Here is a 26957-nt window from a genome sequence, read left to right on the forward strand (position 1 = left end):
GGGCGGATTTTAACCGGCCGCCATGCCCGGCCAGGGCAGCCGGCGCGAGCCGTCCGTCTCCGGCAGCCCGTAGGCCGGCGGGTAGTCGATGGCGGTAAGGTACAGCCCGTCGGCCATGAAGGTCGGCGCGGCCACCGTGCGGTCGCGCCGCGCGAGCAGTTCGGCCATGAAGGAAACCGGCTGGCGGCCCTGGCCGATCTGGACGAGCTGGCCGACGATGTTGCGCACCATGTGATGCAAAAAGGCATTGGCGCGCAGCCGGAATACGATCAGCTCGCCCTGCTGGTCGATGTGCAATGCATGCATGACCCGCACCGGATGCGCGGCCTGGCATTGCGCGGAACGAAAGCTGCTGAAATCGTGCTCGCCCAGCAGCACGTCCGCCGCCAGGCGCATGCGCGCCACGTCCAGCGGCTGGAAGCACCAGCCCGCCCTGCCCGCCCACAGCGGCACGCGCGCGCGCGTATTCCAGAGCAGATAGGTATAGCTGCGGGCCTGGGCCGAGAAGCGGGCGTGGAAATCGCCAGGCACCGGATGCGCCCATTGCACCGCGATGCTGGGCGGCAGGTAGCGGTTGACCCCGCGCACCCAGGACTCCAGGCGGCGCGAAACCGGCGTATCCAGGTGCACCACCTGCATGGCGGCATGCACGCCGGTGTCGGTGCGGCCGGCGCACACCACCGGCACGGGCAGGCCCTGGCCGGTGAACTCGCCCAGCGCCGCCTGCAAGGCATCCTGCACCGTGCGTCCGTGCGGCTGGGTCTGCCAGCCTTGCCAGGCAGACCCGTCGTAGGAGATGCCCAGCGCCAAGCGGAACATGCTGCGCCTAGCGCCCTCGTCCGTCGGGACGCCGGTCCTCGTCCAGGTCCAGGTCGATGCGCTCGAGCTTCTCGTTGAACGCCGCCTGTTGCGCCGGGTCCATGGGCCGGGGCATCTCGTCGTCGTAGAGTTCTTCCTCGTCACGGCGCGCGCCCGCCCGGCGCATGGCCCAGGCAATGATAAAGGCGATGATGGCCAGTATGCCGGTGACGATGACCAGCAGGTTCTCTTTCAGCCACGAAACGGCCGATGCGCCGTCTTGCGTCCCGCCCTCGGGATCGGGAACGGCCTGTCCGGCGCCGGGCGTGGCCGCCGGGCCGGCGCCCAGGCCGGGAACGCCCCCGGGTTGCCCAGGCTGGCCGGGCGTGCCGGCTTGCCCGGCCGGGCCGGACTCGCCCGCCGCACCGGGCTGGCCCGTTACACCAGCTTGCCCCGCGGCGCCCGGCTGTGCCGCCGTGCCGGCTTGTCCCGACACGACATCGGCTTGACCCGCAGCGCCGGAGCGGGCGGCTTCGCCTGCCTGCGCCGCCGCGCCGGGCTGCTCCGCCTGGCCTTGCTCCGCCTGGCCTTGCTCCGCCTGGCCTTGCTCTGCCTGGCCTTGCTCTGCCTGGCCTGCGGCGCCCTGCCCGCCCGCCAGGCCTTGCTGGCCGGCCTGGCCCTGCTGTCCATCCTGCGCCGCGCCGGGGCTTGCGGATATGCCGGCCTGCGCCGGCGTATCCCCTGCCGCGGCCGCCCTGGCCGAGACGCCCTGGCCCAAGGCGCGGTTCAGGTCATCCACGTTGCCCTGCAATTGGCTGACCCGGCCGCCAGCCTCGCGCGTGGCCGCATCGACGGCGGCCTGCTCGTCTTGCTGCGCGTCCTGCGCCGAGGACAGCCGGACGCGGTCGCCGCCGGCCGTGGGCGCCAGCCCGGCCTGCGCCGGAGCCTGGTCCACGCGGCCCGCAGCAGGGTCGCCGCCCTGGGCGGCGCCCAGCGCTGCGCCGGCGCTGGCGCTGGCGCGCCCGCCGCGGCCGCGGTTGAAGGCCTCGACCTGCTGCAGGTAGATGCGGTGGGCCTGCTGCGGATCGATGGCGCGCACCGTGGCGGCATCGGGCAACACCAGGGTCGCGCCGGCGCGCACCAGGTTCATGTTGTTCTGGATGAAGGCATCGGGATTGGCCCGCCACAGGGCGACCAGCATCTGGAACACCGTCGCGCCATCGACGCCGTTACGCTGGGCGATCCCCCAGAGCGTATCGCCGCGCCGCACCGCGACACTGCCCCGGCCAGCCCGGGGACCGGCGCCGGGCGCCGCCGTGCCTGCCGGCGCGGGCCCGGCCACGGGCGCGGCAGTGGTGGGCAAGGCCGAGCTCGCCGCCATGAAACTGACCTGCACCCGGCGCTGGCCGGCGGACGTGGACACGTCCAGCAGCAGGTCGACCACCGGCTCGGCCGGCGCACGGTCGGCATAGACGCGCAGTACGCGCTGGGCCGCCGTGGGACCGGGCTCGATGCGCAGGTTCAGGCTGGACAGGGGGACGGGCGGCGAGAGCCGGCTTTCCTGCCAGGCGGCCTCGGGCGCCACGGCCGCGCGCAGGCTGGCCGCTTCCTCGGCGCTCAGGCCGCGCAGGGGCACGACGGCCTGCAGCGGCGCCCCCGGACCCGAGACCAGGCGCGAATGCCCGACCTCGGCGGCGGCAAGCGGCTGGCTCCAGCTGGCGGCAGCCAGCAACGCGCCCAGCACGCGGGCGCGGCTGCCCCCAAGCGGGGCGACACGACGGATGTTTTGGCTCATACCCTTTTACAGTTCACCCAGCGCGATGCGCAGCATGCGGCGCAAAGGCTCAGCCGCGCCCCACAGCAGCTGGTCGCCGACCGTGAAGGCGCTGATGTATTCCGGCCCCATGGCCAGCTTGCGGATGCGGCCCACGGGGATGTCCAGCGTACCGGTGACCGCCACGGGGCTGAGCGCGCGCACCGAGGACTCCTTGTCGTTGGGCACGAACCTGGCCCAGGCCGTGCCTTCGCGCACCATGGCCTCGATCTCGTCCAGCGGCACGTCGCGGCGCAGCTTGATCGTCAGGGCCTGGCTGTGGCAGCGCATGGCGCCGATGCGCACGCACAGGCCGTCGATGGGCGTGGCGGGCGCGTCAAAGCCCGGGCCGCGGCCCAGGATCTTGTTGGTTTCGACGCCGCCTTTCCATTCCTCGCGCGAGACGCCGTTGCCCAGGTCCTTGTCGATCCAGGGGATGAGGTTGCCGGCCAAGGGCACGCCGAAATGCTCGACCGGCAGCGTGCCGCCCTGCTGCAAGGCCAGCACGCCGCGATCGATCTCCAGGATGGCCGAGGCCGGATCGTCCAGCAGCGGCTTGACTTGCGCGTTGATCAGGCCGAACTGGGTGAGCAGCTCGCGCATGTGCTGCGCGCCGCCGCCCGAGGCGGCCTGGTAGGTCATGCTGGTCATCCACTGGACCAAGTCCTGCTTGAACAGGCCCGCCAGGCCCATGAGCATGCAGCTGACGGTGCAGTTGCCGCCGACGAAGTTGCGCACGCCGCGCGCCAGCGCCGCGTCGATGACGGGACGGTTGACCGGATCGAGCACGATGATGGCGTCATCGGCCATGCGCAGCGTGCTGGCCGCATCGATCCAGATGCCTTGCCAGCCGGCCTCGCGCAGCTTGCCGTAGACGGCCGTGGTGTAGTCGCCGCCTTGGGCGGTCAGGATGATGGGCAGTTTCTTGAGGGCTTCGATGTCGTAGGCGTCTTGCAGCGCGCCGGCGCCCTCGGCCCAGGCCGGGGCCTTGCCGCCCGCGTTGCTGGTCGAGAAAAAAACCGGTTCGATGAGGGAAAAGTCGTTCTCGTCGCGCATGCGCTGCATGAGGACCGAGCCCACCATGCCGCGCCAGCCGACCAAGCCTACTGCTTGAGCCATTTCTATTTGCCTTGCATCCAGATGAAAGAATCCGTCGGAAAGTGACGTTGGAACCCCACAATTTATCAGAAACAGGGGGGCGGCCCCGCACCAGGGGCGTTATTGCAACGGCCGTGCGCCGCAAGCGCCCGCCCCGGGGCTTGCGGCGCACGGCCGCCTGTGGCCTGCGCGATGGCGCGGCCGCGAGCGGCGCGCGCCCCGAAGCGGCGCTGCCTCAGGCCAGCGCCTTGAGCACGGCGTCGCCCATCTGCGCGGTGCCCACCTTGGTGGTGCCTTCCTCGTAGATGTCGGCGGTGCGCAGGCCCTGGGCCAGCACCTTGCCCACGGCGGCCTCGATGCGGTCGGCCAGCGGCGCCATGTCCAGGGAGTAGCGCAGCATCATGGCCGCCGACAGGATGGTGGCCAGCGGGTTGGCCAGGCCCTTGCCGGCGATATCCGGCGCCGAACCGTGGCTCGGTTCGTACAGCCCTTGCCCCGAGGCGTTCAGCGAGGCCGAGGGCAGCATGCCGATCGAGCCGGTCAGCATGGCGGCCTCGTCCGAGAGGATGTCGCCGAACAGGTTGCCGGTGACGATCACGTCGAACTGGCGCGGCGCGCGCACCAGCTGCATGGCGGCGTTATCCACGTACATGTGCGAGAGCTCGACGTCGGGATACTCGCGCGCGACCTCGATCACGATGTCGCGCCATAACTGCGAGGTCTCCAGCACGTTGGCCTTGTCCACGCTGCACAGGCGCTTGCTGCGCTTTTGCGCGGCCTGAAAGCCCAGGTGCGCGATGCGGCGGATCTCCGGCTCGGCATAGCGCATGGTGTCGTAGCCTTCGCGCTCGCCCTTGAAGGGGCCGTCCTCGGCCGTGCGCACGCCGCGCGGCTTGCCGAAATAGATGTCGCCCGTCAGCTCGCGCAGGATCAGGATGTTCAATCCCGAGACGATCTCGGGACGCAAGCTGGAGGCGCTGGCCAGTTCGGGATACAGGATGGCCGGCCGGAAGTTGGCGAACAGGCCCAGCTCGCGCCGCAGGCCCAGGATGGCCTGCTCCGGGCGGAACTCGCGCGGCAGGCTGTCGTATTTCCAGTCGCCCACGGCGCCGAACAGCACGGCCGAGGCGTTCTTGGCCAGCGCCAGCGTGGCCGGCGGCAGCGGGTGCTCGAAGGCGTCGAAAGCCGCCCCGCCCACCTTGGCCTCCTGCAGCTCGAAGGACTGGCCCAGGGCGCCGAGCACCCTTACCGCCTGTTCGATGATTTCCGGGCCGATGCCGTCGCCGGGCAATACCGCGATCTTGTGAGCCATCAGAGCGTGTTCCTGCTTGAAAGTATGAATGAAGAAAAAGAATGCGCCGCGCGCCGGCCGCCCCTCGGGGGCGGCCCGGCCGAAGGCGCGGCCTCAGGCCACCGGCTTGAGATCCAGCCAGGGATAGCGCGCCAGGTGCTCGGCCTCGAAGGCGCGGATCTTGTCGGCGCGGCGCAGCGTCAGGCCGATGTCGTCAAAGCCGTTGAGCAGGCAATACTTGCGGAAAGGCTCGATGTCGAACGGCAGCGCGCTGCCCTGGGGCGTGATCACCACCTGGCGGTCCAGGTCGATCGTCAGCTTGTAGCCGACGAAGGCCCGCACCTCGTCGAACAGGCGGGTCACTTCGAGCTCCGACAGCACGATGGGCAGCAGCCCGTTCTTGAAGCTGTTGTTGAAGAAGATGTCGGCGTAGGACGGCGCGATGATCGCGCGAAAGCCGTACTGCGTCAGGGCCCAGGGAGCGTGCTCGCGGCTCGAGCCGCAGCCGAAGTTCCTGCGCGCGAGCAGGATGGACGCGCCCTGGTAGCGGGGCTGGTTCAGCACGAAATCGGGATTGAGCGGGCGGCGGCTGTTGTCCATGCCGGGTTCGCCGTGGTCCAGGTAGCGCAGCTCATCGAACAGGTTGGGCCCGAAACCGGTGCGCTTGATCGACTTGAGGAACTGCTTGGGAATGATCAGGTCGGTGTCGACGTTCTCGCGGTCGAGCGGGACGACCAGGCCTTCGTGGGTGGTAAATGCTTGCATGGCCGGCTCCTTAGCGGAAATTGCGCACGTCGACGAAATGGCCGGCCACCGCGGCGGCGGCGGCCATGGCCGGGCTGACCAGGTGGGTGCGCCCGCCCTGGCCCTGGCGGCCCTCGAAATTGCGGTTGGAGGTCGAGGCGCAGCGCTCGCCGGGCTCGAGACGGTCGGCGTTCATGGCCAGGCACATCGAACAGCCCGGCTCGCGCCATTCGAAGCCCGCCTCGCGGAAGATGCGGTCCAGGCCCTCGCGCTCGGCCTGCTGCTTGACCAGGCCCGAACCGGGCACCACCATGGCCTGGCGCACGTTGGGCGCCACGCGCTTGCCGCGCGCGACCTCGGCCGCCGCGCGCAGGTCCTCGATGCGCGAGTTGGTGCACGAGCCGATGAACACGCGATCGACCTTGATGTCCACCAGCGGCGTGTTGGGCTTCAGGCCCATGTATTGCAAGGCGCGCTCCATACCGTTGCGGCGCACGTCGTCCTTTTCCTTGTCGGGATCGGGCACGCGGGCATCGACCGGCAGCACCATCTCGGGCGAAGTGCCCCAGGTCACCTGCGGCTTGATCTGGCGCGCGTCGATCTCGACCACGCGGTCGAACCGCGCGCCCTCGTCCGAGTGCAGGGTGCGCCAATACGCCACCGCCTGGTCCCACAGCGGGCCCACCGGCGAATACGGCCGCCCGCGAAAGTAGTCGATGGTCTTGTCGTCCACGGCCACCATGCCCGAGCGCGCGCCGGCCTCGATGGACATGTTGCAAAGCGTCATGCGGCCTTCGATGGACAAGGCCCGGATGGTGCTGCCGGCGAACTCGATGGCGCAGCCGGTGCCGCCGGCCGTGCCGATCACGCCGATGATGTGCAGCGCCACGTCCTTGGCCGAACAGCCGAAGGGCAGTTCGCCCTCGACCTTGATCAGCAGGCTCTTGCTCTTTTTCATGAGCAGGGTCTGCGTGGCCAGCACGTGCTCGACCTCGGAAGTGCCGATGCCGAAGGCCAGCGCGCCGACCGCGCCGTGCGTGCTGGTGTGCGAATCGCCGCATACCACGGTCATGCCCGGCAGCGTGGCGCCCTGCTCGGGTCCGATCACGTGCACGATGCCCTGGCGCAGGTCGTTCATGCGGAATTCGGTCACCCCGTATTTCTCGCAGTTGGCATCCAGGGTGTCGACCTGCAGCTTGGAAATGGGGTCGCTGATGCCCCGGGCGCGGCCCTCGGTGGGCACGTTGTGGTCGGCCACCGCCAGGTTGGCGTTCACGCGCCAGGGCTTGCGCCCGGCCAGCGACAGGCCTTCGAACGCTTGCGGGCTGGTCACCTCGTGCAGCAGGTGCCGGTCGATATACACCAGGCAGGTGCCGTCGGATTCCTGGTCCACCACGTGGGCGTTCCAGAGCTTGTCGTACAGGGTTTGGGCCATGGGCTGTCTCGCAGGAGATCCGGCCGCCGCACGGGACGCGGGGCCGGTATCGTTGGATTCGTATCGTTGCATTATGCCCACGCGGGGCGGCCGGCCGCCGCCCGCATGACACAATGTATCCTGGCCCGGACGGCGGCGCGCGGCCCCACGGCCCGGGCGCAAGTCCGCTAAAATCCGGTGTCGGACTAGTAGAGATCCCCCCTGCCGTGACCCAGCCCCGCGCCGATTCTGGCCTTTTCACCCTGAACCAGATCGCCGCCATGATCCTGGCGCGCCGCCGGCTGGTGCTGGGCACCGCCGCCCTCATCGTGCTGCTGACGCTGGTCATCGTCCTGGTAGTGCCGCGCACCTGGACGGCCTACTCCGACCTGTACATCGATTACCGCGAGAACGACCCGATCATGGGCCGCATGTTCTCGGCGGCGCTGGACGACAGCTACGTGCAGACGCAGATGGACATGCTGCGCAGCCACGTCGTGGCCAGCGCCGTGCTCGACAGCCAGGGGCTGCGCCGCGAGCAGGCCTATCTCGACACGGCCGCCAGCGAAGGCGAGGCCCGCGCCGTCAGCCGCATGATCGAATCCATCATCCGCAACACCGAGATCGAGCGTCCCGGCGGCAGCCGGGTCATCCGGGTGGCCTATTCGGGCAACAGCCCCGAGCAAGCCCGCGACATCGCCAACGCCATCGTGCAATCGTACATCCGCATCACCCAGGACATCGCGCTCAAGGCGGCCCGCTCGCGCAGCGAACAGTACAACATCCAGCTCGAGCAGCTGCGCGCCGAACTGGACCGCATCCAGGACGAGATGACCCGCTACCAGCGCCAGACCGGCATCCTGGAGATCGGCGAACGCGACGACCTGGGCCTGCGCCAGCTCAACGAACTGACGACCCAGCTTGCCCTGCTGCAGAACCGGCGCCAGGAGGCCGAAGCCAACAACGAGATCACCGCCAAGCTGGTGGCCCAGGGAGCGCGGATCGACGAGCTGCCCGAAATCGCGCAGCTGCCCAGCATCAACGACCTGAAGTCCAAGCTCAGCGACGTCAACCGGCGCCTGGCCGACGCGCAGGCCGTGTACGGCAGCAACCATCCCGCCGTGCGCGGGCTTGCGCAGGAGCGCAGCGGCATCCAGGCGCGCATCGACAGCGAGGCGCGCGCGGCGCTCGAGCGCAACCGCAACGAGGCGGCCCGCTACGCGGCCCAGGAGGACGCGCTGCAGGCGGCCATCGCCAAGGAACGCACCGCCCTGCTCGAGGAAAAGCAGCACCGCGACCGCATCGCGGCCTATCAGCGCCAGTTGGCCAGCGTCCAGCAGATCTACAACACCGCCTTGCAGAAATACGATGGCCTGCTGATGGCCAGCAACGTCACCACGCCCAACCTGACCGTGCTGCGCGCCGCCGAACTGCCCACCGTGCCGGCCCGGCCGCGCAAGGTGCAAAGCCTGGTCGCCAGCGCGATCGTCGGCCTGGTGGCCGGCCTGATGCTGGCGCTGCTGGCCGAGCTGCGCCAGCGGCGCGTGCGCTGCCCCGACGACATGGACCGCGCCGACGGCCCGCCCCTGATCGGGCGGATCGGCCATCCCGGCGGCGCCGAACCGGCCGGAGCACGCGCATGACGGACCGCGACGACAAGCCCGCCCCGCCGTACCGCAGCCTGCCCCCGCTGTTCGCCGACGGCAGCTCTCCTGGCGGCGCGCCGGAACCGGTGGAGCCGGCCGCGCCGGAACCAGTGGTGCCGGCCGCGCCGGAGCCCGTGGCGCGGCCCACGACCGAACCGGTGGCGCCCCTCGCGCCCGAACCGGTGGCGCCCGCCGCCCCGCAGGCCGCGCCGTCCGAGGCGCCGGCCATGCCGCGCGATGCGGCGGGCGGGCGCACCGGGGGCAAGATGGGCGAACGGCTGGTCAGCGCCGGCCTGCTCAATGCCGAGCAGGTCGAGCGGATCATCGGCTTGCAGCAAAGCCAGGGCCTGCGCTTTGGCGAGGCGGCGATCCGGCTCGGCTACCTGACCGAGCGCGACATCCAGTCGGCGCTCTCCGAACAGTTCAACTATGCCAACGCCCTGCAGGCGCAGCGCGGCGTGGACCGCAGCCTGGCGATCGCCCACGCGCCCTTCGGCCGCGAAGCCGAGGCCGTGCGGCAGGTGCGCGCCGAGATCTCGCTGCGGCTGGGCGAGCGGCGGCGATTCTCGCTGTCGGTGGTCAGCCCCAACCAGGGCGAGGGCAAGTCCTACCTGGCCGCCAGCCTGGCGCTGGCCTATTCGCAATCGGGCCAGCGGGTGCTGCTGATCGATGCCGACCTGCGGGCGGCCGACACGCGCAAGCTCTTCAAGCTCGAATCCACGGCGGGCCTGTCCGCCATGCTGGCCGGGCTGGCGCCGCCGGCCGCCGGGGTGCCGGTCTCGGGCTTTCCCCTGCTGCACGTGCTGGAGGCCGGGCCCAAGCCGCCCAACCCCACCGAGATCCTGGGCAATCCAGCCCTGCGCCGCTTCATCGACCGCCTGCGCGACGAGTTCGACGTCATCGTGGTCGATACGCCGGCGGCCAACCGCTCGTCCGACGCGCAGATCATCGCCAGCCAGACCGACGTCTGCCTGCTGGTGGCCCGCCAGGACATGACGCTGCTGAGCGACTACCTCCAGACGCAGGAACGCATGCGCAGGGCCGGCGCCCAGCTGGTGGGGGCGGTCTACAACGGATACGGCGGCGCGCAGGCCGGGCCGCCGCGATCGGGGTGGCGCAAATGGCTAGGCTGGCGATAGACCTGGCGCCGGCCAGCACGCTCAGGCACGATGCGCGGCTGCGGGCGCGCGAGCGCCGGCAGGCGCTGGCCACGACGATCGTCGTGGCCGTGGCGGCGGGCTTTCCGCTGATCCGCACCTCCAACCTGTTTTCGGCCTCGACCGTGCGCGACACGAACTATGCCGAAGGCTCGGTCCTGCTGCCCGTGGTGTTCGGCAGCATCTTCATGCTGGCGGCCTGGGTCCTGTGGATGAACCGCCAGACCGCGCTGCGCAACCTGCGCGCGCTCAATCCTTTCCTGCTCCTGATCCTGCTCTGGTGCGCGTGCACGGCCTTCTGGTCGCCCTACCCGGTCACCACCGTCAAGCGCACCGTGCAGCTGGCGGGCCTGATCCTGATCGGCCTGGCCGTGGCGCCGCCGCTGGGCAACCTGGCGCGCTTTGCCGGCACCGTGCTCAGCACCTTCACCGTGCTGCTGTTCCTGTGCCTGCTGGTCGCGCTGGCCCTCCCGCAGGTCGGCGTGGACTACCAGCTGGGCGGCGCCTGGCGAGGCATCTTCTGGCACAAGAACATCATGGGCATCGTCAGCGCCTTCACCGTCCTGCTGTGGCTGCGCCAATGGCGCGAAAGCCGGCTGGACTGGCGGGTTTGCCTGGCCGGCGGCCTGTTCGCCCTGATGATGCTGGTGCTGGCCAAGAGCACCACCTCGCTGATCATCGCCATGACCGGCTCGGCGCTGTACCTGTTCCTGGCCCGGGACTATGTGCGCGGGCGCCACGTCACGGCCATCGCCGTGCTGGGCGCGGCGCTGCTGGCCATGCTGGGGCTGCACCTGTTCTATTCCGTGATGGGCCGCCTGCCCTACTGGGAAGAGCTGGTCGGGCCGATAGCCGGCCTTTTCAACAAGAGCGCCGACCTGACCGGCCGCATGGACATCTGGCAGCTGGTGGCGCTGGAAATCGCCAAGCACCCCTGGCAGGGCATCGGCTACGGCGCCTACTGGCTGGGCGTGGGCAGCCCTTCGCAATACGCCATCGACATCCTGCACTACATTCCCCTGCAGGCGCACAACGGCTATCTGGACGTGCTCAACGAACTGGGCCTGATCGGCCTGGCGCTGGTGGCCGCCATGCTGGCCTGGCATGCCTGGCAGCTGGCGCGGCTCATACGCATAGACCGCGCCGAGGGTGCCTTCCACTGGGCCTTCTTCGTCCTCATCGTGATCGCCAACATCTCCGAGAGCATCCTGTTTCGCGGCGTGCAATTCGAGTATTTCTGGCTGATCTGCTCCTCGGCGATGGTGTCCGCGCGCCTGCGGCTGCATCGCCAGGCGCTGGCGGACGCGCGTCCATGAGGCCGCCGGGCCGCCCCCAGGGCCGATACCGCGGCGCGCGGGGCGCAGGCCGTCCCGCCCGCGCGCGGGCCCTTGCCATCGCGCTGGCGGCCGGCGCGCTGCTGGCCGGCGCGCCGGCCTGCGGCCTGGGCCAGGAGCCGGCTGGCGGCCAGTGGTATCCCTTCACCATCGACGAGGACGCGCTGGCTGGCGCACCCGAGCAGTCGGCGCTGAACCGCCCGCTGGGGCCGGCCGACCGCCTGGTGGTGCGCGACGGGCACTTCTACCGCGTGGGGCCGGACCTGCGGCCCGGCACCCGGGACGACCGGCGCGTGCGGCTGTACGGCGTGAACCTGAGTTTCGGCGCCAACTTTCCCGACGCGCAGCAGGCGCACCGGCTGGCGCGCCGCCTGAGCAAGGCGGGCTTTAACGCGGTGCGGCTGCACCACATGGATTTCGCGCCCGGGCAGCAGCCCGATCCACGCAGCATCCTTGCCGAAGGGCCCTATCCCACCTTCAATCCGCAGGCGGTGCGCCGCCTTAAAGGGCTGATCGCGGCCCTGGCGGCCGAAGGCATCTACATCAACCTGAACCTGTACGTCAGCTACCGCTTCCGGCCCGAGATCGACGGCCTGCCAGATTTCGACGCCCCCTCGAACCGGATGCCCATCGGCAATGCCGTGCACGTGTACCACCCGCGCATGATCGCGCTGCAAGAGCAGAACGCCCGGCAGCTGATCCAGGCGCTGGGCCTGAAGGACAACCCCGCGCTGGCGATGGTCGAGATCAACAACGAATCCTCGCTGATGGCCTCCTGGGTGCGCATGCGCTGGAACGAGCAGGCCGTGCCGTCGGCCTACGAGCCCTTCCTGCGCGAGCGCTGGAACGCCTGGCTGGCGCGCAAGTACGGCGGCTCCCGGCAAGCCTGCCAGGCCTGGGGAACGTGCCGGGCCGACGATGGCCAGTCCTTGCCGCTGCTGGCGCGCAGCGACGGCGGACGCATCGCCGACCGCTTCGAACGGCTGCTGGCGCGGCTGCAGGACAATCTCAGGTCCGTGCTGCCGGCCGCCGGCGAACCGCCCGAGCTCGCCGGCGAGTCGCTGCGGCTGCGCGATTTCCTGGCTTTCCTGGTCGATACCGACCGCGCCTACCTGGACCGCCTGCGGCAGGTGGTCCATGAAGAGACCGATCCGCGGGTCCCGGTGACCGGCACCCAGATGAGCTACGGCGGCGTGCTGAACTTCGATTCGCACGCGGCCATGGACTACATCGACGAGCACCAGTACATCGACCATCCCGCCTTTCCCGGCGGCCATGACGAGCAGCGCGACTGGAGCATCCGCGCCCTGGCGCCCAGCCGCGGCCAGATCGACACGCTGCTGGCGCTGTCGCTGCGCCGCCAGGAGGGCAAGCCCTTCGTGCTGAGCGAATTCAACCTGCCCCATCCCAATCCGCACGGCGCGGAGATCCTGCCCATCGTCGCCGCGGTGGCCGCGGTGCAGGACTGGGACGGCCTGTTCTTCTTCGACTACGCCACGCAGCCCGAGGGCTTGAAGGCGCCGGGCAACTTCACGCTGAGCGGCGACTGGGGCAAGTACGTGATGGCCGGGCCCGGCGCGCAGATCTTCCGCGGCGGCGCGCTCGCGCCCCTGCCCGGCCGGATCGCGCTGCCGCTGACGCCGGCCATGCGTTACGGCATCGCGGCCTCGGGCCTGGGCGACGGCCTGGAACGCACTGCGGCCCGGGCCGGCATTGCGCCGCAGGACGGCCTGCGCTGGCAGCTCGCTTCCAGGGTGCTGCCCGGGGACGCCGGGGCCGGCCCCCTGCCGCCGCGCCCGGACGCCCCGGCGCGCCAGCAGCTGCTGTACGACCGCGCACAGCAGCGCCTGGACATCGATGCGCCGCGCATCGCCGGCTATTTCGGCGCGCTGGACGCCGCCTGGCGCGGGGCAAGCCTGCAGGCGCGCAGCCCGGCCGCGGCGCACGGCAGCGCACAACTGCTGCTGGCCTCGCTGGACGAGGCGCCGCTGGCACGCGCCGCGCGCCTGCTGCTGAGCGTGGGCAGCGGCACCGTCGGCACGCAGCCCGGCTCGGTGCCGGCCCGGCCCAAGCAGTTGCAACGCTACAAGGACACCCTGGACCGCTGGACCCTGGAGCCCGATCCCGACCGTCCGGATGCGCCCTCGGGCGCGCGCTACGCCAAGGCCCCGGCCTGGCTCTGGCGCGCGCCGCTTTGCGTGCGCTGGACGGCCGAGCCCGGCGCGATCACGGTCTATCCCCTGGACGAACAGGGCCGGCGCCTGCCGGCCTTGCCGGCCGAACAGGTCGGCGCCACCGACGGCGGCTTCGCCCTGGATCTTTCGCCCCGCCCCGGCGCGCGGCCGAGCCCCTGGTACGAAATCGTCCGGCAGACGCCCGGCGAGCCGGCCGGCAGCGCGGCGCCGCCGGCCTGCGGCTAGCACGGCCAGGAAGCCCCGATGGCACCGGCATCCCCGCCCCGACGTCCCGGCCTGCTTTGGAACGCCGCCACGTCCATCATCGACCAGGCATGGCTGAGCGCCTTGAACCTGGCGGTGGGCCTGGTCCTGATCCGCCTGACCGCCAAGCAGGACTACGGCACCTACGCCCAGCTGTACGCGGCGGGGCTGTTTGCCGCCACCATCGCCGAGGCGCTGATCACCAATCCGCTGACCACGCTGGCCTCGCAATACACGCCCGCCCGACGGGCGGCGATGATCGCCCACATGGACCGCTTCCAGGGCCGGCTCAGCTGGGGCATCGCGGCCTTGTTCGGCCTGGGCTGCATGCTGGCCGTCCATTTGCTGCAGCTGCCGCAGGCCGTGGCCCTGGGGGCGGCCTTCGCGCTGTACGTCAAGACCAATGCCATGCGCGAGTACCGGCGCAGCATCCTATTCATCGACGAAAAAGCCAGGCAGGTGCTGGGCATCGACCTGCGCTATGGCGCGGCGGTCCTGGCGGCCACCGGCCTGCTCGTCTGGCTCGGCTGGCTGAGCGTGCCGGCGATCTTTGCCGCATTGGCGCTGGCCAACGTGCTGGCGCTGTGGGGGACCGCGCGGCGGCCCGCGCCCGCCGCCGGCGAGGCCGCCGGGGCCCTGGGCTACGCGCAGGCCGTGGCCGAGTCATGGCGGCGGGGGCGCCTGGGCCTGCCCGGCGCCCTGCTCGCCTGGGGCATCAACTACAGCTATCTCTACGTATCGGCGGCGTGGCTGGGCGCCGAGGCGGCCGCCGACCTGAACGCGTCGCGGCTGCTGCTCATGCCCATCTCGCTATCGGTGGTGGCCTGGTCGCGCGTGGCCCGTCCTGTCATGGGCGCGCAGATCGCCGCGGGCGACGGGGCCGCCTTGCGCCGGCTGCTGTGGGCTTCGGTGCTGGGCATCGAGCTGCTCACGCTGGCCTATGTGCTGGCGCTGTGGGCCGCGCTGCCTTGGCTGCAGCATCACGTGCTGGGGCCGCGCTATGCCAACGTGGGCCCGCTGGTGCTGGTCTGGGGCGCCTATTTCGCCATCTATGCCGCCCGCTGGGTCGGGACCGCCCTGATGATGGGCGCCGACCGGTACCGCTACATGCTGGGCGTGGCCGTCACCAGCTTCCTGTTCATGCTGGTGGCGCTGCTGCTGATCCCCCGCTACGGCACCCTGGGCGCTATCATGGCGCTCGCCGCGGTCGAATGCCTGAGCCTGGCGCTGGTGTGGCTGGCCGGCATACGCATCGTTTCCAGGACTGCGCCCCCATGACAGCACACGCCACCGCCCGCCCGGCGGACCTGAGCATCTGCATCTGTACCTACAAGCGGCCCGCCCAGCTCGACGCGCTGCTGGCCGCCATCCTTGCCCAGGACACCGCGGGCAAGGCGCTCGAATGCGTGGTCGTGGACAACGACCCCCAGCGCTCGGCCGCCGCCGTCCTGACGCGCTGGCAGGACCACCCCGGCCTGCCGGTGCGCGCGCTGCACGAGCGCACGCCCAACATCGCCCTGGCGCGCAACGCCGCCGTGCATGCCGCCACCGGCGATTGGATCGTTTTCGTGGACGACGACGAGGAACCCGAGCCGGGCTGGCTGCTGCACCTGGTGGCCGCCCAGCAGGCCTGCGGCGCCGACGCGGTGTTCGGCCCGGTGCTGCCGCGCTACGCGCCGGGCACGCCGGCCTGGATGCGCGAGGGCGGCTATTTCGACCGCCCGCGCTATCGCAGCGGCACGCCCATCACCGCGCGCGATGCGCGCACCGGCAACGTGCTGGTGCGGCGCGAGGCGCTGATGTCCGTGCCGGGCCCGTTCGATGCCGCCTATGGCCGCACCGGCGGCTCCGATACCGTGCTGTTCGGCAAGCTGCTGGAACAGGGCCGCAAGCTGGTCTGGTGCGACGAGGCCGCCGTGCTCGAAGACGTCCCGCCCGAGCGGGCGCGGCTGGGCTGGATCCTGCAGCGCGCCTATCGCGGCGGGCAGACCTTCGTGCGCGCCGAGATGAAGCGGCGCAACGGTCCGACGCGCTGGGCGCTGGGCCTGTACCTGGGCCTGCGCGCGGGCGCGCAGCTGCTGGCCGCCGGCCTGCTGGCGCTGCTGACCCTGCCTGGGTCGCGCACGCGCGCCGTGCGCTGGCTGCGCACCGCGGCGGCGCAGGCCGGCAAGCTCGCGGCGCTGGCCGGACACCGCTACCAGGAGTACCGGCATTGAGCCCTGCGGGCGCGGCCCCGGCATGCCCGGCTCCCGGCGAGGTGCTGCCGGGCTGCACGCTGCATCTGTCGCACGACCTGGATGCGCTGCAAGCACGCTGGCACTGGTTGCTGGCGCGCGCCGGCGCCTACGTATTCCAGACCTGGGAATGGAACCGCCATTGGCAGGCCACGGTGGGCGCGGCGCAGGGCGTGCAGCCGCGCATCGTCGAATGCCGCGACGCGCAAGGCCGCAGCATCGCCCTGTGGCCGCTGGCCCTGTACCGCCGCCAGGGGCTGCGGGTGCTGGATTTCCTGGGCGAGGTGGTCTCGGACTACCGCGCGCCGCTGCTGGACGCCGAGGTGTTCGGCCCGATGCCGCCACAGGCCTACGCCCGGCTGTGGCGGGAGGTGCTGCGCGCCGCGGGGCCGGCCGACCTCGTCGATCTGCGCCGCATGCCGCAGCGCCTGGACGCGCCCGGCCAGGCGGGGCGACAGGTGGACAACCCCATGGCCGCGCTGCCGCACGCCCGGCATACCGAGAACGCGCATGCCGCCACCTTGCCCGACACCGTAGAGGCCCTGCAGGCGCGCGTCCCGGCGCGGCGGCAAGCCGACATGCGCAGGCTGATGCGCCAGCTGCAGCAGCAGGGCCAGGTCGTGCTCACGCCCAGCCATGATGCCGACAGCGCCGGTCCCGTGATGCAGGCGCTGGCCCGCCAGAAGTCGCGGCGCTGGCAGGCCAGCGGCAGCCGCGACCTGTATGCCGAGCCGGGCTATCTGGATTTCTACGCCGGCCTGCGGATCGAGGCGCGCACCGGCGCCCGGGTGTGCCTGTCCAGCCTGAAGGTGGACGAGCAGATCGTGGCCACGCACTGGGGCGCGGCCTACCGGGGCCGTTACTACTGGCTGGTCCCCACCTACGAGGCGGGCCGCTGGGCGCGCTATGCCTGCGGACGCGCGCTGCAATACGCCATGATGCAGGCCGGTGTGCAGGCAGGCCTGCGGGTCTTTGACCTGACGGTCGGCGACGAGGCCTACAAGAAAGACTGGAGCGACCACAGCCTGGCGCTGTATTCGTGGGCCATGCCCATGACGCTGCGCGGCAGGCTGGCGCTGGCGCGCCGGCGGGCCCGCGACTGGGCGCGCCGCCAGCCCCTGCTGCGCGCGCTGGCGCAGCGCCTGCGCGCGGCCGGCGGCCGGCCCGCGGCCTGATGGGCCGCCAGGCCGTCAGGCCGCGCCGCGCCAGTACGCCAGGGCCTGGCGCATGTTCAGGATGAGGTATCCGAGCTCGCGCGCGCGGGCGAGCAAGGCCTCCAGGTCTTGCGGGGTGCAGCCGTAGCGGCCGCAGTCCGGCTCTACCCCATGCGTATTAAAGATGGCCCAGCCCCCGCCGGCCAGCCCGCGCAACGCCGGCTCCCAGGCCTGCGCCTGGCGGCCGTGGCCGTAAAGCCGCCAGCTGCCCAGGTTGGCCAGGTCGGCCTGGCGCCGGTGGAAGCCGCCGCCCAGGATGCGGCAGGTATCGAAATGCCGGGCGCACAGCCGCTTGGTGCGCAAGTCGTGCGCCCCGAAGGGATAGGCGAAGTTGCTCGGCGCCGCTCCGGTCACCTGCGCGAGAAAGGCCCGGTTGCGCGCCAGATCGGCGCGCAGTTCGGCCGCGCCCAGACCGGTGTAGCGCTGGTGCGACCAGCCGTGGCAGGCGATCTCGTGGCCCTGCTCGTGCAGGCGGCGCAGCTGGTCCACGCTGTGGACGGCGCGGTCGTCCTCCAGCGTGCCCGTCAGGCCGCCGGCCACATAGTAGGTGGCCAGAGCGCCATGCCTGTGCAGAATCTCGGCCCCCGCCTCGCAAGCGCTGCCGATGACGTCGTCGAAGGTAACGGTCAGCACGGGCGCGGACCCGCGCAGCGGCTGGGGCCGGCGCGCCAGCCAGCGCGCCATGATCCTGCCGGCCCGGGGCGCCAGCCCCGGCGGGTTCGGGCCGCCGCGCACGGTTCAGTGCCCGCCGCCCAGCAGGAAGCGCTTGAGCCGCTGCATCTGCCAGGCGCGCAGCTTGCGGCGAAATTCCAGGTCCTCGTAGCGCGGCAAGCCGCGCACGGCGGCCCAGACGTAGCCCCAGATCATCAGCAGCCCGCCGATGACGCGCGGCTTTTCGCGCATGCGGTTCACGCCGGCGGCCAGCGCATACAGCGGGTGATAGCCCATGTACCAGTTGCCGCGGCCCCAGCGCACGCGGCCCACGTAGATGCTGCGGTCGGACGAACCCATGATGCGATGATGCCACAGCCAGGCGTCCGGATCGTAGAAGCTGAGCGTGCGCCAGCCCTTGAAGCGCGCCTGGTGGATGTCGATGCCGTCCCAGGCCAGGTGCTCGACGAAGCCGCCGATGTCCTCGAAGGCCTCGCGCCGGTACAGCTTGAATTGGCCGGCAACCTGCTCTTCGATGTGGCTCTCTTCGATGTATTGGCCGCCTTCGTCGCGGTAGACCTTGCCCGAGACCGCGGCCAGCCGCGGGTCGGTCTCGAACATCGCCATCATCTTCTCGAGATAGCGCGGCCCGAAGGACATGTCGCCGTCGAGCTTGGCGATGTAGCGGTAGTCGGCGTGGCGTATCCGGGACTTGCCGAAGTTGAAGGCGGCGATCACCCCGCCGCCCAGCTTGCGAAAGCCGCGGTCCTGGCGCGGCTCCAGGCGGATGAAATCGTACTTGGCGGCGTATTCGGCCACGATCTGCGGCGTGGCGTCCTTCGAGCCGTCGTCCACCAGTATCCATTCGACCGGCCGCAGGGTCTGCGCCACCATCGCGTCCATGGTGCGGCGCAGGTATTGCGCCTCGTCGCGCACCGGCGATATCACCACCAGGGGGATCACCACCGGGTCCACGGCCGGCGGAGCCTGTACGGGGTTCAAGTCGCTGGAGGCTAGCGGTTGCTGGCTCATGGGTAGGCTTTCCTGGCGCGGGGCGGGGGTTGGGCACGGAACGGCAGCCCGATTCTACTGCGCCACGCCAACGATTCGGTGATGCGCCGGCCACGGCCTGCCATTATGATGCACATGCCCGGCGACAGCCCGCGCCGCCCAGGCGCCTGTGCGGGCCACAATGGATATGGACGGTTTATGTGCGGCATACTCGGCGGCTGGTGGAGCCAGCCCCCCAGCGACCTGAATCAACGCCTGCAGCGCGGGATCGAAGCGCTCGGGCATCGCGGCCCCGACGACCGCGGCCTGCAGGCCTGGCCGGCGGGCGGCGGCACGCTGTACCTGGGCCACACGCGCCTGTCCATCCTGGACCTGAGCCCAGCCGGGCACCAGCCGCGCCGCAGCCGCGACGGGCGCTACTGGATCACCTTCAACGGCGAAATCTACAACTACCGCGAGCTGCGCCAGGAGCTGGCCCGGCAAGGCTACGCGTTCGAGAGCGACAGCGACACCGAGGTGCTGATGTGCGCCTGGCAGGCCTGGGGCGAGCGCGCCTTGCCGCGGCTGACCGGCATGTTCGCCTTTGCCGTCTTCGACAGCCTCGAACAAAGCCTGACCTGCGCGGTCGATCCCTTCGCCATCAAGCCGCTGTTCTGGCGCCATGAGGACGGCGCCTTGTGCTTCGCCTCGGAATTGCGCGCCATGCAGCAGGTCCAGGCCGGCACGGCCCGCCTGGATTGGCAGGCTGCCTACGACTACCTGGCGCATGGCGTCTACGACTTCAGCGAACGGACTTTCTCGCAAGGCGTGCGGCGGCTGCAGGCCGGGCACCTGCTGCGCTGGAAGCCGGGCTCGGGCGCCGCGCCCAGCGTGCACGCGTGGTGGCGCCCGCCCGTGCCGGCGCCGCTGCGGATCGGCTTTGACGAGGCGGCCGAAGAACTGCGCCGGCTGTTTTTGGCCAGCGTGCGCCTGCATCTGCGCAGCGACGTGCCGCTGGGCGCGGCGCTGTCCGGCGGCCTGGATTCCTCGGCCATCGTGTGCGCCATGCGCCATCTCGAACCGGACCTGCCCATCCATACGGTCAGCTTCATCGCCGAAGGCTCGCCGCACTCGGAAGCGCAATGGGCCGACCAGATCAACCGCCATGTAGGCGCCATCGCGCACCCCGTGCTGGTGCAGCCGGGCGAACTGGCGGCCCAGCTGGACGACCTGATCCAGGCGCAGGGCGAGCCCTTCGGCAGCACAAGCATCTATGCCCAGTACCGGGTGTTCCGCGCCGCCCGCGAACACGGCCTGACCGTCATGCTCGAGGGCCAGGGGGCCGACGAAATGCTGGCCGGCTACGACGGCTATCCCGCCTTCCGCCTGCAAAGCCTGATCGAGAACGGCCGCATCGACCAGGCCGCGGCCTTCCTGATGGCCTGGCGGCGCTGGCCGGGCCGCGATACCGGCCACCTGCTGCGCCACACCGCCTCGCTGTTCCTGGGCGACGATGCCTACCGGGCGCTGCGCCAGCGGCTGGGCCGCACGCCCTCGCAGCCCGATTGGCTGTCGGCCGGGCTGCTGCGCGAGGCCGGCGTGGACCTGGCCTATCCCCGCCCCGCGCCCATGCCGCCGGCACGGGGCCGGCGCGTCGCGCAAGCCCTGGCCCGCGCGCTGAGCCAGCGCGGCCTGCCCGCCCTGCTGCGCCAGGGCGACCGCAACGCGATGCGTTTCTCGGTGGAGAACCGCGTGCCTTTCCTGACGCGCGAGATGGCCGAGTTCCTGCTGTCCCTGCCCGAGCACTACCTGATCTCGATGCAGGGCGAAACCAAGCATGTGCTGCGCGCGGCCCTGCGCGGGCTAGTGCCCGACGCGGTGCTGGCCCGGCGCGACAAGATCGGCCTGGTCACGCCCGAACGCCAGTGGCTGCAGGATTTCGCGCCGCAGGCGCGCCTGTGGCTGGCCGACTCGGCCGACATCCCGTTCCTGGACACCGAGGCCCTGCTGCGGGCCTTTGACGACATCATCGCGGGCCGCCGGCCCTTCAGCTGGCAGGCCTGGCGCTGGATCAACTTCGTGCGCTGGTTCCGCGTGCGCCAGATGCAGGCCTGACCCGCCGCGCGGCCCCGAAGCGGCCGCGTCAGAAGATGCGCTCGTCCACGAAGATCACGTCGCCGGGCAGGATGGGATCGCCCAGGCCCACCTTCAGCTTTGTCATCGTGCCGTCGGGGGCCTTGCGGTTGACGGTGATGCGCCGCGCGGAAGCCCGGTCGGTCATGCCGCCGGCGATGGACAGCGCGCGCATCACGTCCAGCTCGGGCTCGACCGGATACGAGCCCGAGCGCGTCACTTCGCCGTGGATGAAGAAATGCGGGGCCTGGCTGACGTAGACGATGTCGCCGGCCTGCAGCGCCAGGTCCTGGAGTTCGCGCGCGGGCTGCTGGCGGTTGCCCACGAACAGCTCGATGCGCTGGCGGGCCGGGCCGTCGTCCTGCCCGCGCAGGATGACGGCGGTATCGGCGGCGCCGTCCTTGAGGCCGCCGGCCATGGCCAGCAGCTCGAGCAGCGTCAGGCGGCCCTCGATGGGATAGCGCCCCGGCCGGTTGACCTCGCCCAGGATGGAGGCGATGCGGCTGCGCACGCGCACGACCTCCACGCCCACCTGCGGATCGCGCAGATAGCCCTTGCTGCGCAAGCCGTCGGCGATCAGCTGCCCCACCGCCGTGGGCGACAGGCCCTGGACGGTGAGCACGCCCAGGAAAGGCACGGTGATCTGGCCGTCGGCATCGATGGTGACCTGCGCGCCCAGCTCGGGCTGGCCGAACACGTTGATGCCCAGCGTGTCGCCCGGGCCGACGCTGCGCACCACCCCGCCGGTTTCCATCCCGTCGGACTGGACCGGCGTGGCGTCGAAACGATGCACGGGCGGGACCGGCTGCGCGGCGGCCATCGCCGTACCGGCCAGCATGCCCACGATGCCCAGGACGATAATCCACCGCGCGCTCGAGCATGCCAAGGTCGTTCTCCGGTTTTTGGGAATGGTTCGCAGGAATGGGTGGGAACCCGGCGCCATTATAGAGACACGAGGCCTCGCGGCCCGCGTTTTCTCAATACAATGCCGTGACCGCAAGCCCGCCACGACCAGCCCCCGCAATGCCCACGCCCAAGATGCCGACCCGGCGCCTGTTCGATCTCGATATCCTGGCCGCCACGTTCGAGCAGGCCGTCGCCTTGCTGGGCGAGGCGGCGCTGCGCCGCGACGGCCGCGCGCAGGTGGTGGTCACGCCCAACGTGGACCACGTGGTGCGCCTGGAGCGCGCCCCGGATTTCAAGCGGCGCTATGCGCAGGCCGACTTCCTGTTCGCCGACGGCATGCCCCTGGTCTGGGCCAGCCGCCTGCTGGGCGCGCCCCTGCCCGAACGCGTCACCGGCGCCGATCTTTTCACGGCCTTGTGCCGCCAGGCGCAAGCGCATGGCTGGCGTGTCGGCCTGCTGGGCGGCATGCCCGGCCAGCAGGCCTTGCTGGCCGAACGTTTCGCGCAGCACTACCCCGGGCTGGACATCGCCATCCGCTGCCCCTCCATGCAGTTCGACGCCCATGGGCCCGAAGGGCAACAGGCCGCCCAGTGGGCCCGCGAGCTGGATGCGGACATCCTGTTCGTCTGCCTGGGCATGCCCAAGCAGGAGAACTGGTCGCTGCACCACGCCGCCAGCCTGCGCGGCGGCATCCTGCTGTGCGTGGGCGCGGCCATGGAGTTCGCCGTGGGCCTGCAAAAACGCGCGCCCCGGCGCGTGCAGGCGGCCGGCCTGGAATGGCTCTGGCGCCTGCTGGGCAACCCGCGCAGGCTGTGGCGCCGCTACCTGGTCGATGACCCCCGCTTCCTGCTGCTGTGCTGGCGCCAGTGGCGCGCCGGCCGGCGCCGCGCCAAGGGCGGGGAATGAGCCGGGCGCGGCCCATCGCCGACAGGCTGCGTCGCGCAAGGCGGCAGTGCCTGCTGGCCGCGGCCGGCCTGCTATGCTGCGCGCCGTTGCAAGCGCGCCCGCCCGGCGCGCCCACGGCCATCGACTACGTGCTCAAGCTGCGCAGCATGCCGCAGTACCAGAGCAACCCGGCGCGCCTGTCCGATGCCGACACGCGCCGCCAGGGCAGCCAGGTGCTGGTCAATTCAGTTGGCGCGGCGGTGCGCATTCCGCTGCTCTCGCACCAGACCCGGCTGGACCTGTCGGGCAATATCGGCGATGCGCGCTATAGCGACACCCGCCAGCTGAACCACCAGCCCAGGCAGTTCACCGGCGCCCTGCCCTGGCGCGCCACGGAGCTGTTCGCCGGGCGCTTGCGCTACGACTACAGCGACCGGCTCTACGACTACCTGAACCGCACCTGGCCCGAGCGCGACATGGAGACCCGCCGGCGCTGGGAAGCCGAGGCCGGGCTGCGGATCACCGACCGCCTGACCCTGCCGCTGGTGTCGGTGTTCGGCGGATCCAGCCGCTACGACGTGGATGCCAGCCGCACGCTGTACAACCGCGACGAATCGGGCTGGCAGGCCGGCGCGCGCTATACCGGCCTGGACCGCAGCTGGCTGGCCGCGGGCTATCGCCACAACGAGGTGGACTACATCGACCGCACCGAGGCGTGGCGCCTGCAGATCGACGACCGCTACCGCGACGACGAGCTCTTCGTGGCCGGCGAATGGGACTTCAGCCCCAAATCGGTCTTCGAGGCCCGCGTGGGCTGGCTGCGCCGCACCTACGCGCACCTGTCGGCGCGCGACACCTCGCTGCTTACGCTGGACGCGCGCTACGCCTACCGCCATTCGCCCAAGACGCGCCTTGACGTATATGCATGGCGGCGCCCCTACAGCAACGATGACAGCCCGGACGTGGTCTATTCCATCCTGACGGGCGGGCGCATCGCCATGCGCTGGCAGGCCACGCCCAAGACCTCGGCCTGGCTCAGCGTGGCCCGCGAAACCCAGGACGACACCCGCTTCTCGGGCCTGCAGACGCAAAGCACCATCTGGCGCTACGGCGGCCGGCTGGCCTGGCAGGCCGACCGCAGCTGGCGCATGGTGTTCGATGCCTACCGGCAGCGCGAGAAAGGTTCGAGCGCGGCCAGCAGCTATGCGCAGAACATCGTGCGGGTGGGGCTGGAGTTTCGCACCGACAACAGCCCTTCGGCGCCCGAAGACCTGTTCTTCACCTCGCAATGCGATTGGCGCCACGTCGAATACCTGCTGTGCTGAAGCCCAGGGCGGACAGGCAGGCCGCCTGGACAGGACGCTAGCGGCTCATCTCGGCCAGGCGCTGCTGCACGTAGTCGGCAAGGCTGGCATAGCCGGCCGGCGAAGGGTGCACGCCGTCGGCGAACAGGCCCGGGGCCAGGTGGCGGTAGTCGCCAGTGCCGCCGCTGGACCAATCCAGGTAATCGATCACCGTCACGTTGGGATAGCGCCGGGCCAGGTCCTGCGCCAGCCAGCGGTTGAAATCGCGCGCCACGGCGATGTTCTGGTCGGTCATGCCCAGGTAGGCGCCGATGTTGTCCACCACCAGGGCGATGCGCGCCTGGGCCGTGCTGTGCGCGAAGTAGGTGAAATTGGCCTTGAGCTCGTCCAGGGAAATCCCGTGCACCAGGTCGTTGATGCCCACGTGCAGGTAGACGGTCACCGGCAAGGTGCCGGCCGGCAGCGTGCGGCCGGGCCGCCCGTCCCCCACCTCCAGCTCCTGCGCCAGCACGTCGCGCGGCCAGCGCGCCCGCACCTGCCCCGAGGTCTGCCCGCCCATGCCGTGATTGAAATGGAACACGCCATAGCGCGCCGCCAGTTCGTAGGACAGCTGTCCGGGCGAGGAAGGCAGGTCGCCCTTGAACTGGCCGAAATGATTCAACCTGCCCTTGAGGGCCGGTTCGCCTTCGGCGATGGAGTCGCCCACCACCACCGCATACGGGCGCCCGGGAACATAGCCCGCCGGCATGTCCGGCTCCTGCCCCGCGGGTGCGGCGGCGGCAAGGGCGGCCGCGCCCAGCAGCAGCGCACCGAGCGCGGCCGGCAATGTCCTGGCTAACGATCCCAGCATGCGGGCCTCGCGAAAGAGGGAACGGGGGCCGGGCCGCCTGCCCGGCGCCGCCCTTGGGGTTTCAGTAGGCGTTGCGGTCCCACAGCACCATGAGCACCGTGCGCAACAGAATCTTGATGTCCAGCCACACCGACCAGTTGGTGATGTAGTAGCGGTCGTAGGCGACCCGCTGCTGCATTTTTTCCGGGGTCTCGGTCTCGCCGCGCAGGCCGTGCACCTGGGCCCATCCCGTGATGCCGGGCTTGACGGTATGGCGCAGCATGTAGCCGCGGATCTGCTTGCGATAGAGCTCGTTGTGCTCGGCCGCGTGCGGACGCGGCCCCACCAGGCTCATGGAGCCCTGCAGGACGTTGAACAGCTGCGGCAACTCGTCGATGGACGTCTTGCGCAGGATGCGCCCCACGCGCGTGACGCGGTCGTCGCGCTGGCGCGCCTGGCGCAGCACGCCCTGTTCGCTGCCGGGCTGCTGCACGCGCATCGAGCGGAACTTGTAGACCGTGATGGGCACGCCGCCCTCGCCGTAGCGCCGCTGGCGGAAGATGACCGGCCCCGGCGAATCGAGCCGCACCGCCAGCGCGGCCAGCAGCATGACCGGCGCGGCCAGCACCAGGGCGATGCTGCCCAGCGCCAGGTCCATGGCCCGCTTGACGTTCTTGGACAGGCCCAGCATCTTGGTTTCGTGCAAGGCCAGCAGCGACACGCCGGCGATATCGGCGCTGTTGACGGTGAACTCGCCCAGCAGCGGCGACTCGGGCATGAAGTAGATCGAGGCGGTGGAATCATAGACGCGGTTCATCAGCGCCTGGGCGTGCGCGCCGCTTTGCTCGATGCCCAGCCCCACGAAGATGATGTCGTACTGGTCCGCCTCCATGGCGCCCAGCGCATCGCTGTACTGCCCCAGGTAAGGCGGCACGTAGAGGCCCTCGGCCACCTTCTCGATCGGCCGGTCGGCGTAGTAGCCATGCACGCGTATGCCCAGGATGGGCGAGCGGTCCACGCGCATGGCCAGCTTGAGCGCCTCCGGACCCAGCCCCAGGAACACCGCATGACGCAGATTGCCCGGGGTGTTGTTGACCATGTGGATCCAGCGGCGCAGCAAGGCCAGGGCCAGCAGCACTGCCGGCAGCACGATGGCCGACCACTGCGCCAGCACCAGGCGCAATGCGCCCGGATCGGCCGTGTGCTCGGGCAGGAAGAACAGCGCCGCCATGGCCAGGAACAGCACGCGCAGCCAGCGTATCGCCGCGCGGCTCATCATCCACAGCACGCTGCGCGCGCTGATCAGCAGGCCGAAGCTGGCAAAGACGACGAACGTGCCCAGGCCCACCAGCACGGGCGCTAGGTCGAGATAGCCGTCGCCCTGCAGGCCGTGGGCCGCCATGCGCCAACGCAGCACGCCGGCGCAAAGCAGCGCGGTCACGGCGCCGCTGACGGCCAGGAAAAGGCTTTGACTATGGCTGGGCTTGTCGGGAAGGAACATGGGAAAGAGCGGGCTGGGGCCGGAATCTGCTTGCTGCGCGCCGTCCGGGATGCGGTGCGCGCGGCGCCGTGCGGTGCGCAAGTTTATCCTGCAAAACAATGGCGGCAATGTGCATTTTGCGGCATGTCGGCAAACCGCGCGCGCACGCCGGGCGCGGGGATGCGCGGTCGGCACGGCGCCCGCTTCCGGAGTAAATTGTAAACAAATACTATATTTTCTGAATGCTGGTATAAAATCCTAACGTTTGTGCTGGCGCTAGTACTAGTCTGCCAGCCGACCGAGACGCAAGGTTATGCTTCAAGAATGCGGCCGGAAAGCCGCAGCTCCGCCTTGCCAGATGGCCAAAGAACGCCATGCAAGTCATGTTCGCCTGGGGGTGGCAGTGCCGCCCATCCGAACACGCTGCGCGCCGGCCCGTCCCGTCTTGGCTCCGGCATGCCCGCCGGCGCCGCGTTGCGCGCGCGCCGCTGCCCCGTAGCCTCGCAGCGATTCCCTCCTGTACCGACACGCCCGCCGCCGCCTGGTCCCGCCAGCGGCGCGGCCGCGCCTGTCCGGCTCCTTCCTTCCCCCTGAACAC

At 70.7% G+C, this 26957-nt stretch carries 21 protein-coding genes; 10 read left to right on the plus strand and 11 right to left on the minus strand.

Annotated elements, in window-relative coordinates:
• Positions 1-9 precede the first annotated feature (9 nt).
• From truA to leuC, 6 genes are all read right to left on the minus strand, one after another.
• Positions 10-819 (minus strand): tRNA pseudouridine(38-40) synthase TruA, encoded by an 810-nt coding sequence (gene truA, locus V8Z80_RS01460; protein ID WP_336060784.1) that lies wholly within the window; start codon positions 817-819, stop codon positions 10-12.
• Between the two features lie 7 nt (positions 820-826).
• A complete protein-coding gene (locus V8Z80_RS01465) occupies positions 827-2593 on the minus strand; it encodes a FimV/HubP family polar landmark protein (protein ID WP_336060785.1) in 1767 nt (588 codons plus the stop codon).
• A 6-nt stretch (positions 2594-2599) separates the two neighbouring features.
• Complete coding sequence (asd, locus tag V8Z80_RS01470) at positions 2600-3730, minus strand: aspartate-semialdehyde dehydrogenase (RefSeq protein ID WP_155192460.1); 1131 nt, start codon at positions 3728-3730, stop codon at positions 2600-2602.
• A gap of 214 nt (positions 3731-3944) precedes the next feature.
• Positions 3945-5021 carry a 3-isopropylmalate dehydrogenase gene (gene leuB, locus V8Z80_RS01475; RefSeq protein ID WP_155192462.1) on the minus strand — a complete coding sequence of 359 codons (1077 nt, stop codon included), beginning with the start codon at positions 5019-5021 and terminating at the stop codon, positions 3945-3947.
• Positions 5022-5114: 93 nt separating this feature from the next.
• A complete protein-coding gene (gene leuD / locus V8Z80_RS01480) occupies positions 5115-5765 on the minus strand; it encodes a 3-isopropylmalate dehydratase small subunit (RefSeq protein ID WP_155192464.1) in 651 nt (216 codons plus the stop codon).
• A gap of 10 nt (positions 5766-5775) precedes the next feature.
• Complete coding sequence (gene leuC, locus V8Z80_RS01485; RefSeq protein WP_336060786.1) at positions 5776-7179, minus strand: 3-isopropylmalate dehydratase large subunit; 1404 nt, start codon at positions 7177-7179, stop codon at positions 5776-5778.
• A gap of 206 nt (positions 7180-7385) precedes the next feature.
• Between leuC and V8Z80_RS01490 the strand changes: the two genes are divergently transcribed.
• Genes V8Z80_RS01490 through V8Z80_RS01520 form a run of 7 tightly spaced genes read left to right on the plus strand, consistent with a single transcriptional unit; the run spans position 7386 to position 17142 of the window.
• Positions 7386-8801, plus strand: a complete 1416-nt coding sequence (locus V8Z80_RS01490) for a GumC family protein (protein ID WP_336060787.1) — start codon at positions 7386-7388, stop codon at positions 8799-8801.
• Positions 8798-9943 (plus strand): polysaccharide biosynthesis tyrosine autokinase, encoded by a 1146-nt coding sequence (locus tag V8Z80_RS01495; RefSeq protein WP_336060788.1) that lies wholly within the window; start codon positions 8798-8800, stop codon positions 9941-9943. Before V8Z80_RS01490 ends, V8Z80_RS01495 begins: the two co-directional genes overlap by 4 nt.
• Positions 9925-11277, plus strand: coding sequence for an O-antigen ligase family protein (locus V8Z80_RS01500; RefSeq protein WP_336060789.1), 1353 nt, complete (start codon positions 9925-9927; stop codon positions 11275-11277). The genes V8Z80_RS01495 and V8Z80_RS01500 overlap by 19 nt, the downstream gene beginning before the upstream one ends.
• Complete coding sequence (locus V8Z80_RS01505; RefSeq protein WP_336060790.1) at positions 11274-13715, plus strand: capsular biosynthesis protein; 2442 nt, start codon at positions 11274-11276, stop codon at positions 13713-13715. Before V8Z80_RS01500 ends, V8Z80_RS01505 begins: the two co-directional genes overlap by 4 nt.
• Positions 13716-13733: 18 nt before the next feature.
• Entirely contained in the window at positions 13734-15011 is a 1278-nt protein-coding gene (locus V8Z80_RS01510) for a lipopolysaccharide biosynthesis protein (RefSeq protein ID WP_336060791.1), read from the plus strand.
• Complete coding sequence (locus tag V8Z80_RS01515) at positions 15008-15949, plus strand: glycosyltransferase family 2 protein (protein WP_336060792.1); 942 nt, start codon at positions 15008-15010, stop codon at positions 15947-15949. Before V8Z80_RS01510 ends, V8Z80_RS01515 begins: the two co-directional genes overlap by 4 nt.
• Positions 15946-17142: a GNAT family N-acetyltransferase gene (locus tag V8Z80_RS01520; protein WP_336060793.1), complete on the plus strand. Its 1197-nt coding sequence runs from the start codon at positions 15946-15948 to the stop codon at positions 17140-17142. Before V8Z80_RS01515 ends, V8Z80_RS01520 begins: the two co-directional genes overlap by 4 nt.
• 15 nt (positions 17143-17157) lie before the next feature.
• Here V8Z80_RS01520 and V8Z80_RS01525 read toward each other — a convergent pair whose 3' ends face one another.
• Positions 17158-17865 carry a polysaccharide deacetylase family protein gene (locus tag V8Z80_RS01525; protein ID WP_336060794.1) on the minus strand — a complete coding sequence of 236 codons (708 nt, stop codon included), beginning with the start codon at positions 17863-17865 and terminating at the stop codon, positions 17158-17160.
• 54 nt (positions 17866-17919) lie between these two features.
• The gene (locus V8Z80_RS01530) at positions 17920-18864 is read right to left on the minus strand and encodes a glycosyltransferase (RefSeq protein WP_336060795.1); all 945 of its coding nucleotides are present in this window, start codon (positions 18862-18864) and stop codon (positions 17920-17922) included.
• Between the two features lie 177 nt (positions 18865-19041).
• On the opposite strand from V8Z80_RS01530, the gene asnB reads away from it, so the two are divergent.
• Positions 19042-20937, plus strand: a complete 1896-nt coding sequence (gene asnB / locus V8Z80_RS01535; RefSeq protein WP_336060796.1) for an asparagine synthase (glutamine-hydrolyzing) — start codon at positions 19042-19044, stop codon at positions 20935-20937.
• Between the two features lie 28 nt (positions 20938-20965).
• Here asnB and V8Z80_RS01540 read toward each other — a convergent pair whose 3' ends face one another.
• The gene (locus V8Z80_RS01540) at positions 20966-21841 is read right to left on the minus strand and encodes an SLBB domain-containing protein (protein WP_336060798.1); all 876 of its coding nucleotides are present in this window, start codon (positions 21839-21841) and stop codon (positions 20966-20968) included.
• Positions 21842-21978: 137 nt separating this feature from the next.
• Here V8Z80_RS01540 and V8Z80_RS01545 point away from each other — a divergent pair, with 137 nt between their 5' ends.
• On the plus strand, positions 21979-22767 hold the full coding sequence (locus V8Z80_RS01545; protein WP_336060799.1) for a WecB/TagA/CpsF family glycosyltransferase: 789 nt from the start codon (positions 21979-21981) through the stop codon (positions 22765-22767).
• Positions 22764-24071, plus strand: a complete 1308-nt coding sequence (locus V8Z80_RS01550; protein ID WP_336060800.1) for a hypothetical protein — start codon at positions 22764-22766, stop codon at positions 24069-24071. Before V8Z80_RS01545 ends, V8Z80_RS01550 begins: the two co-directional genes overlap by 4 nt.
• Before the next feature lie 37 nt (positions 24072-24108).
• On the opposite strand, the gene V8Z80_RS01555 is transcribed toward V8Z80_RS01550, so the two are convergent.
• Entirely contained in the window at positions 24109-24900 is a 792-nt protein-coding gene (locus tag V8Z80_RS01555; protein WP_336060801.1) for an SGNH/GDSL hydrolase family protein, read from the minus strand.
• 61 nt (positions 24901-24961) lie between these two features.
• A complete protein-coding gene (locus V8Z80_RS01560; protein WP_336060802.1) occupies positions 24962-26380 on the minus strand; it encodes an undecaprenyl-phosphate glucose phosphotransferase in 1419 nt (472 codons plus the stop codon).
• Positions 26381-26957 lie beyond the last annotated feature (577 nt).

It is taken from the genome of Orrella sp. JC864 (assembly GCF_037026685.1).
GTDB lineage: Bacteria > Pseudomonadota > Gammaproteobacteria > Burkholderiales > Burkholderiaceae_B > Orrella.

Bases quoted from the DNA above. Each gene is read 5' to 3' on its own strand.
- V8Z80_RS01555 (WP_336060801.1), bottom strand. From the start codon at position 24,900: ATGCTGGGATCGTTAGCCAGGACATTGCCGGCCGCGCTCGGTGCGCTG.
- V8Z80_RS01500 (WP_336060789.1), top strand. From the start codon at position 9,925: ATGGCTAGGCTGGCGATAGACCTGGCGCCGGCCAGCACGCTCAGGCAC.
- V8Z80_RS01510 (WP_336060791.1), top strand. From the start codon at position 13,734: ATGGCACCGGCATCCCCGCCCCGACGTCCCGGCCTGCTTTGGAACGCC.
- V8Z80_RS01550 (WP_336060800.1), top strand. From the start codon at position 22,764: ATGAGCCGGGCGCGGCCCATCGCCGACAGGCTGCGTCGCGCAAGGCGG.
- V8Z80_RS01515 (WP_336060792.1), top strand. From the start codon at position 15,008: ATGACAGCACACGCCACCGCCCGCCCGGCGGACCTGAGCATCTGCATC.
- V8Z80_RS01525 (WP_336060794.1), bottom strand. From the start codon at position 17,865: ATGGCGCGCTGGCTGGCGCGCCGGCCCCAGCCGCTGCGCGGGTCCGCG.
- V8Z80_RS01545 (WP_336060799.1), top strand. From the start codon at position 21,979: ATGCCCACGCCCAAGATGCCGACCCGGCGCCTGTTCGATCTCGATATC.
- asnB (WP_336060796.1), top strand. From the start codon at position 19,042: ATGTGCGGCATACTCGGCGGCTGGTGGAGCCAGCCCCCCAGCGACCTG.
- leuC (WP_336060786.1), bottom strand. From the start codon at position 7,179: ATGGCCCAAACCCTGTACGACAAGCTCTGGAACGCCCACGTGGTGGAC.
- V8Z80_RS01465 (WP_336060785.1), bottom strand. From the start codon at position 2,593: ATGAGCCAAAACATCCGTCGTGTCGCCCCGCTTGGGGGCAGCCGCGCC.
- V8Z80_RS01505 (WP_336060790.1), top strand. From the start codon at position 11,274: ATGAGGCCGCCGGGCCGCCCCCAGGGCCGATACCGCGGCGCGCGGGGC.
- asd (WP_155192460.1), bottom strand. From the start codon at position 3,730: ATGGCTCAAGCAGTAGGCTTGGTCGGCTGGCGCGGCATGGTGGGCTCG.
- leuB (WP_155192462.1), bottom strand. From the start codon at position 5,021: ATGGCTCACAAGATCGCGGTATTGCCCGGCGACGGCATCGGCCCGGAA.
- V8Z80_RS01495 (WP_336060788.1), top strand. From the start codon at position 8,798: ATGACGGACCGCGACGACAAGCCCGCCCCGCCGTACCGCAGCCTGCCC.
- leuD (WP_155192464.1), bottom strand. From the start codon at position 5,765: ATGCAAGCATTTACCACCCACGAAGGCCTGGTCGTCCCGCTCGACCGC.
- V8Z80_RS01530 (WP_336060795.1), bottom strand. From the start codon at position 18,864: ATGAGCCAGCAACCGCTAGCCTCCAGCGACTTGAACCCCGTACAGGCT.
- V8Z80_RS01560 (WP_336060802.1), bottom strand. From the start codon at position 26,380: ATGTTCCTTCCCGACAAGCCCAGCCATAGTCAAAGCCTTTTCCTGGCC.
- truA (WP_336060784.1), bottom strand. From the start codon at position 819: ATGTTCCGCTTGGCGCTGGGCATCTCCTACGACGGGTCTGCCTGGCAA.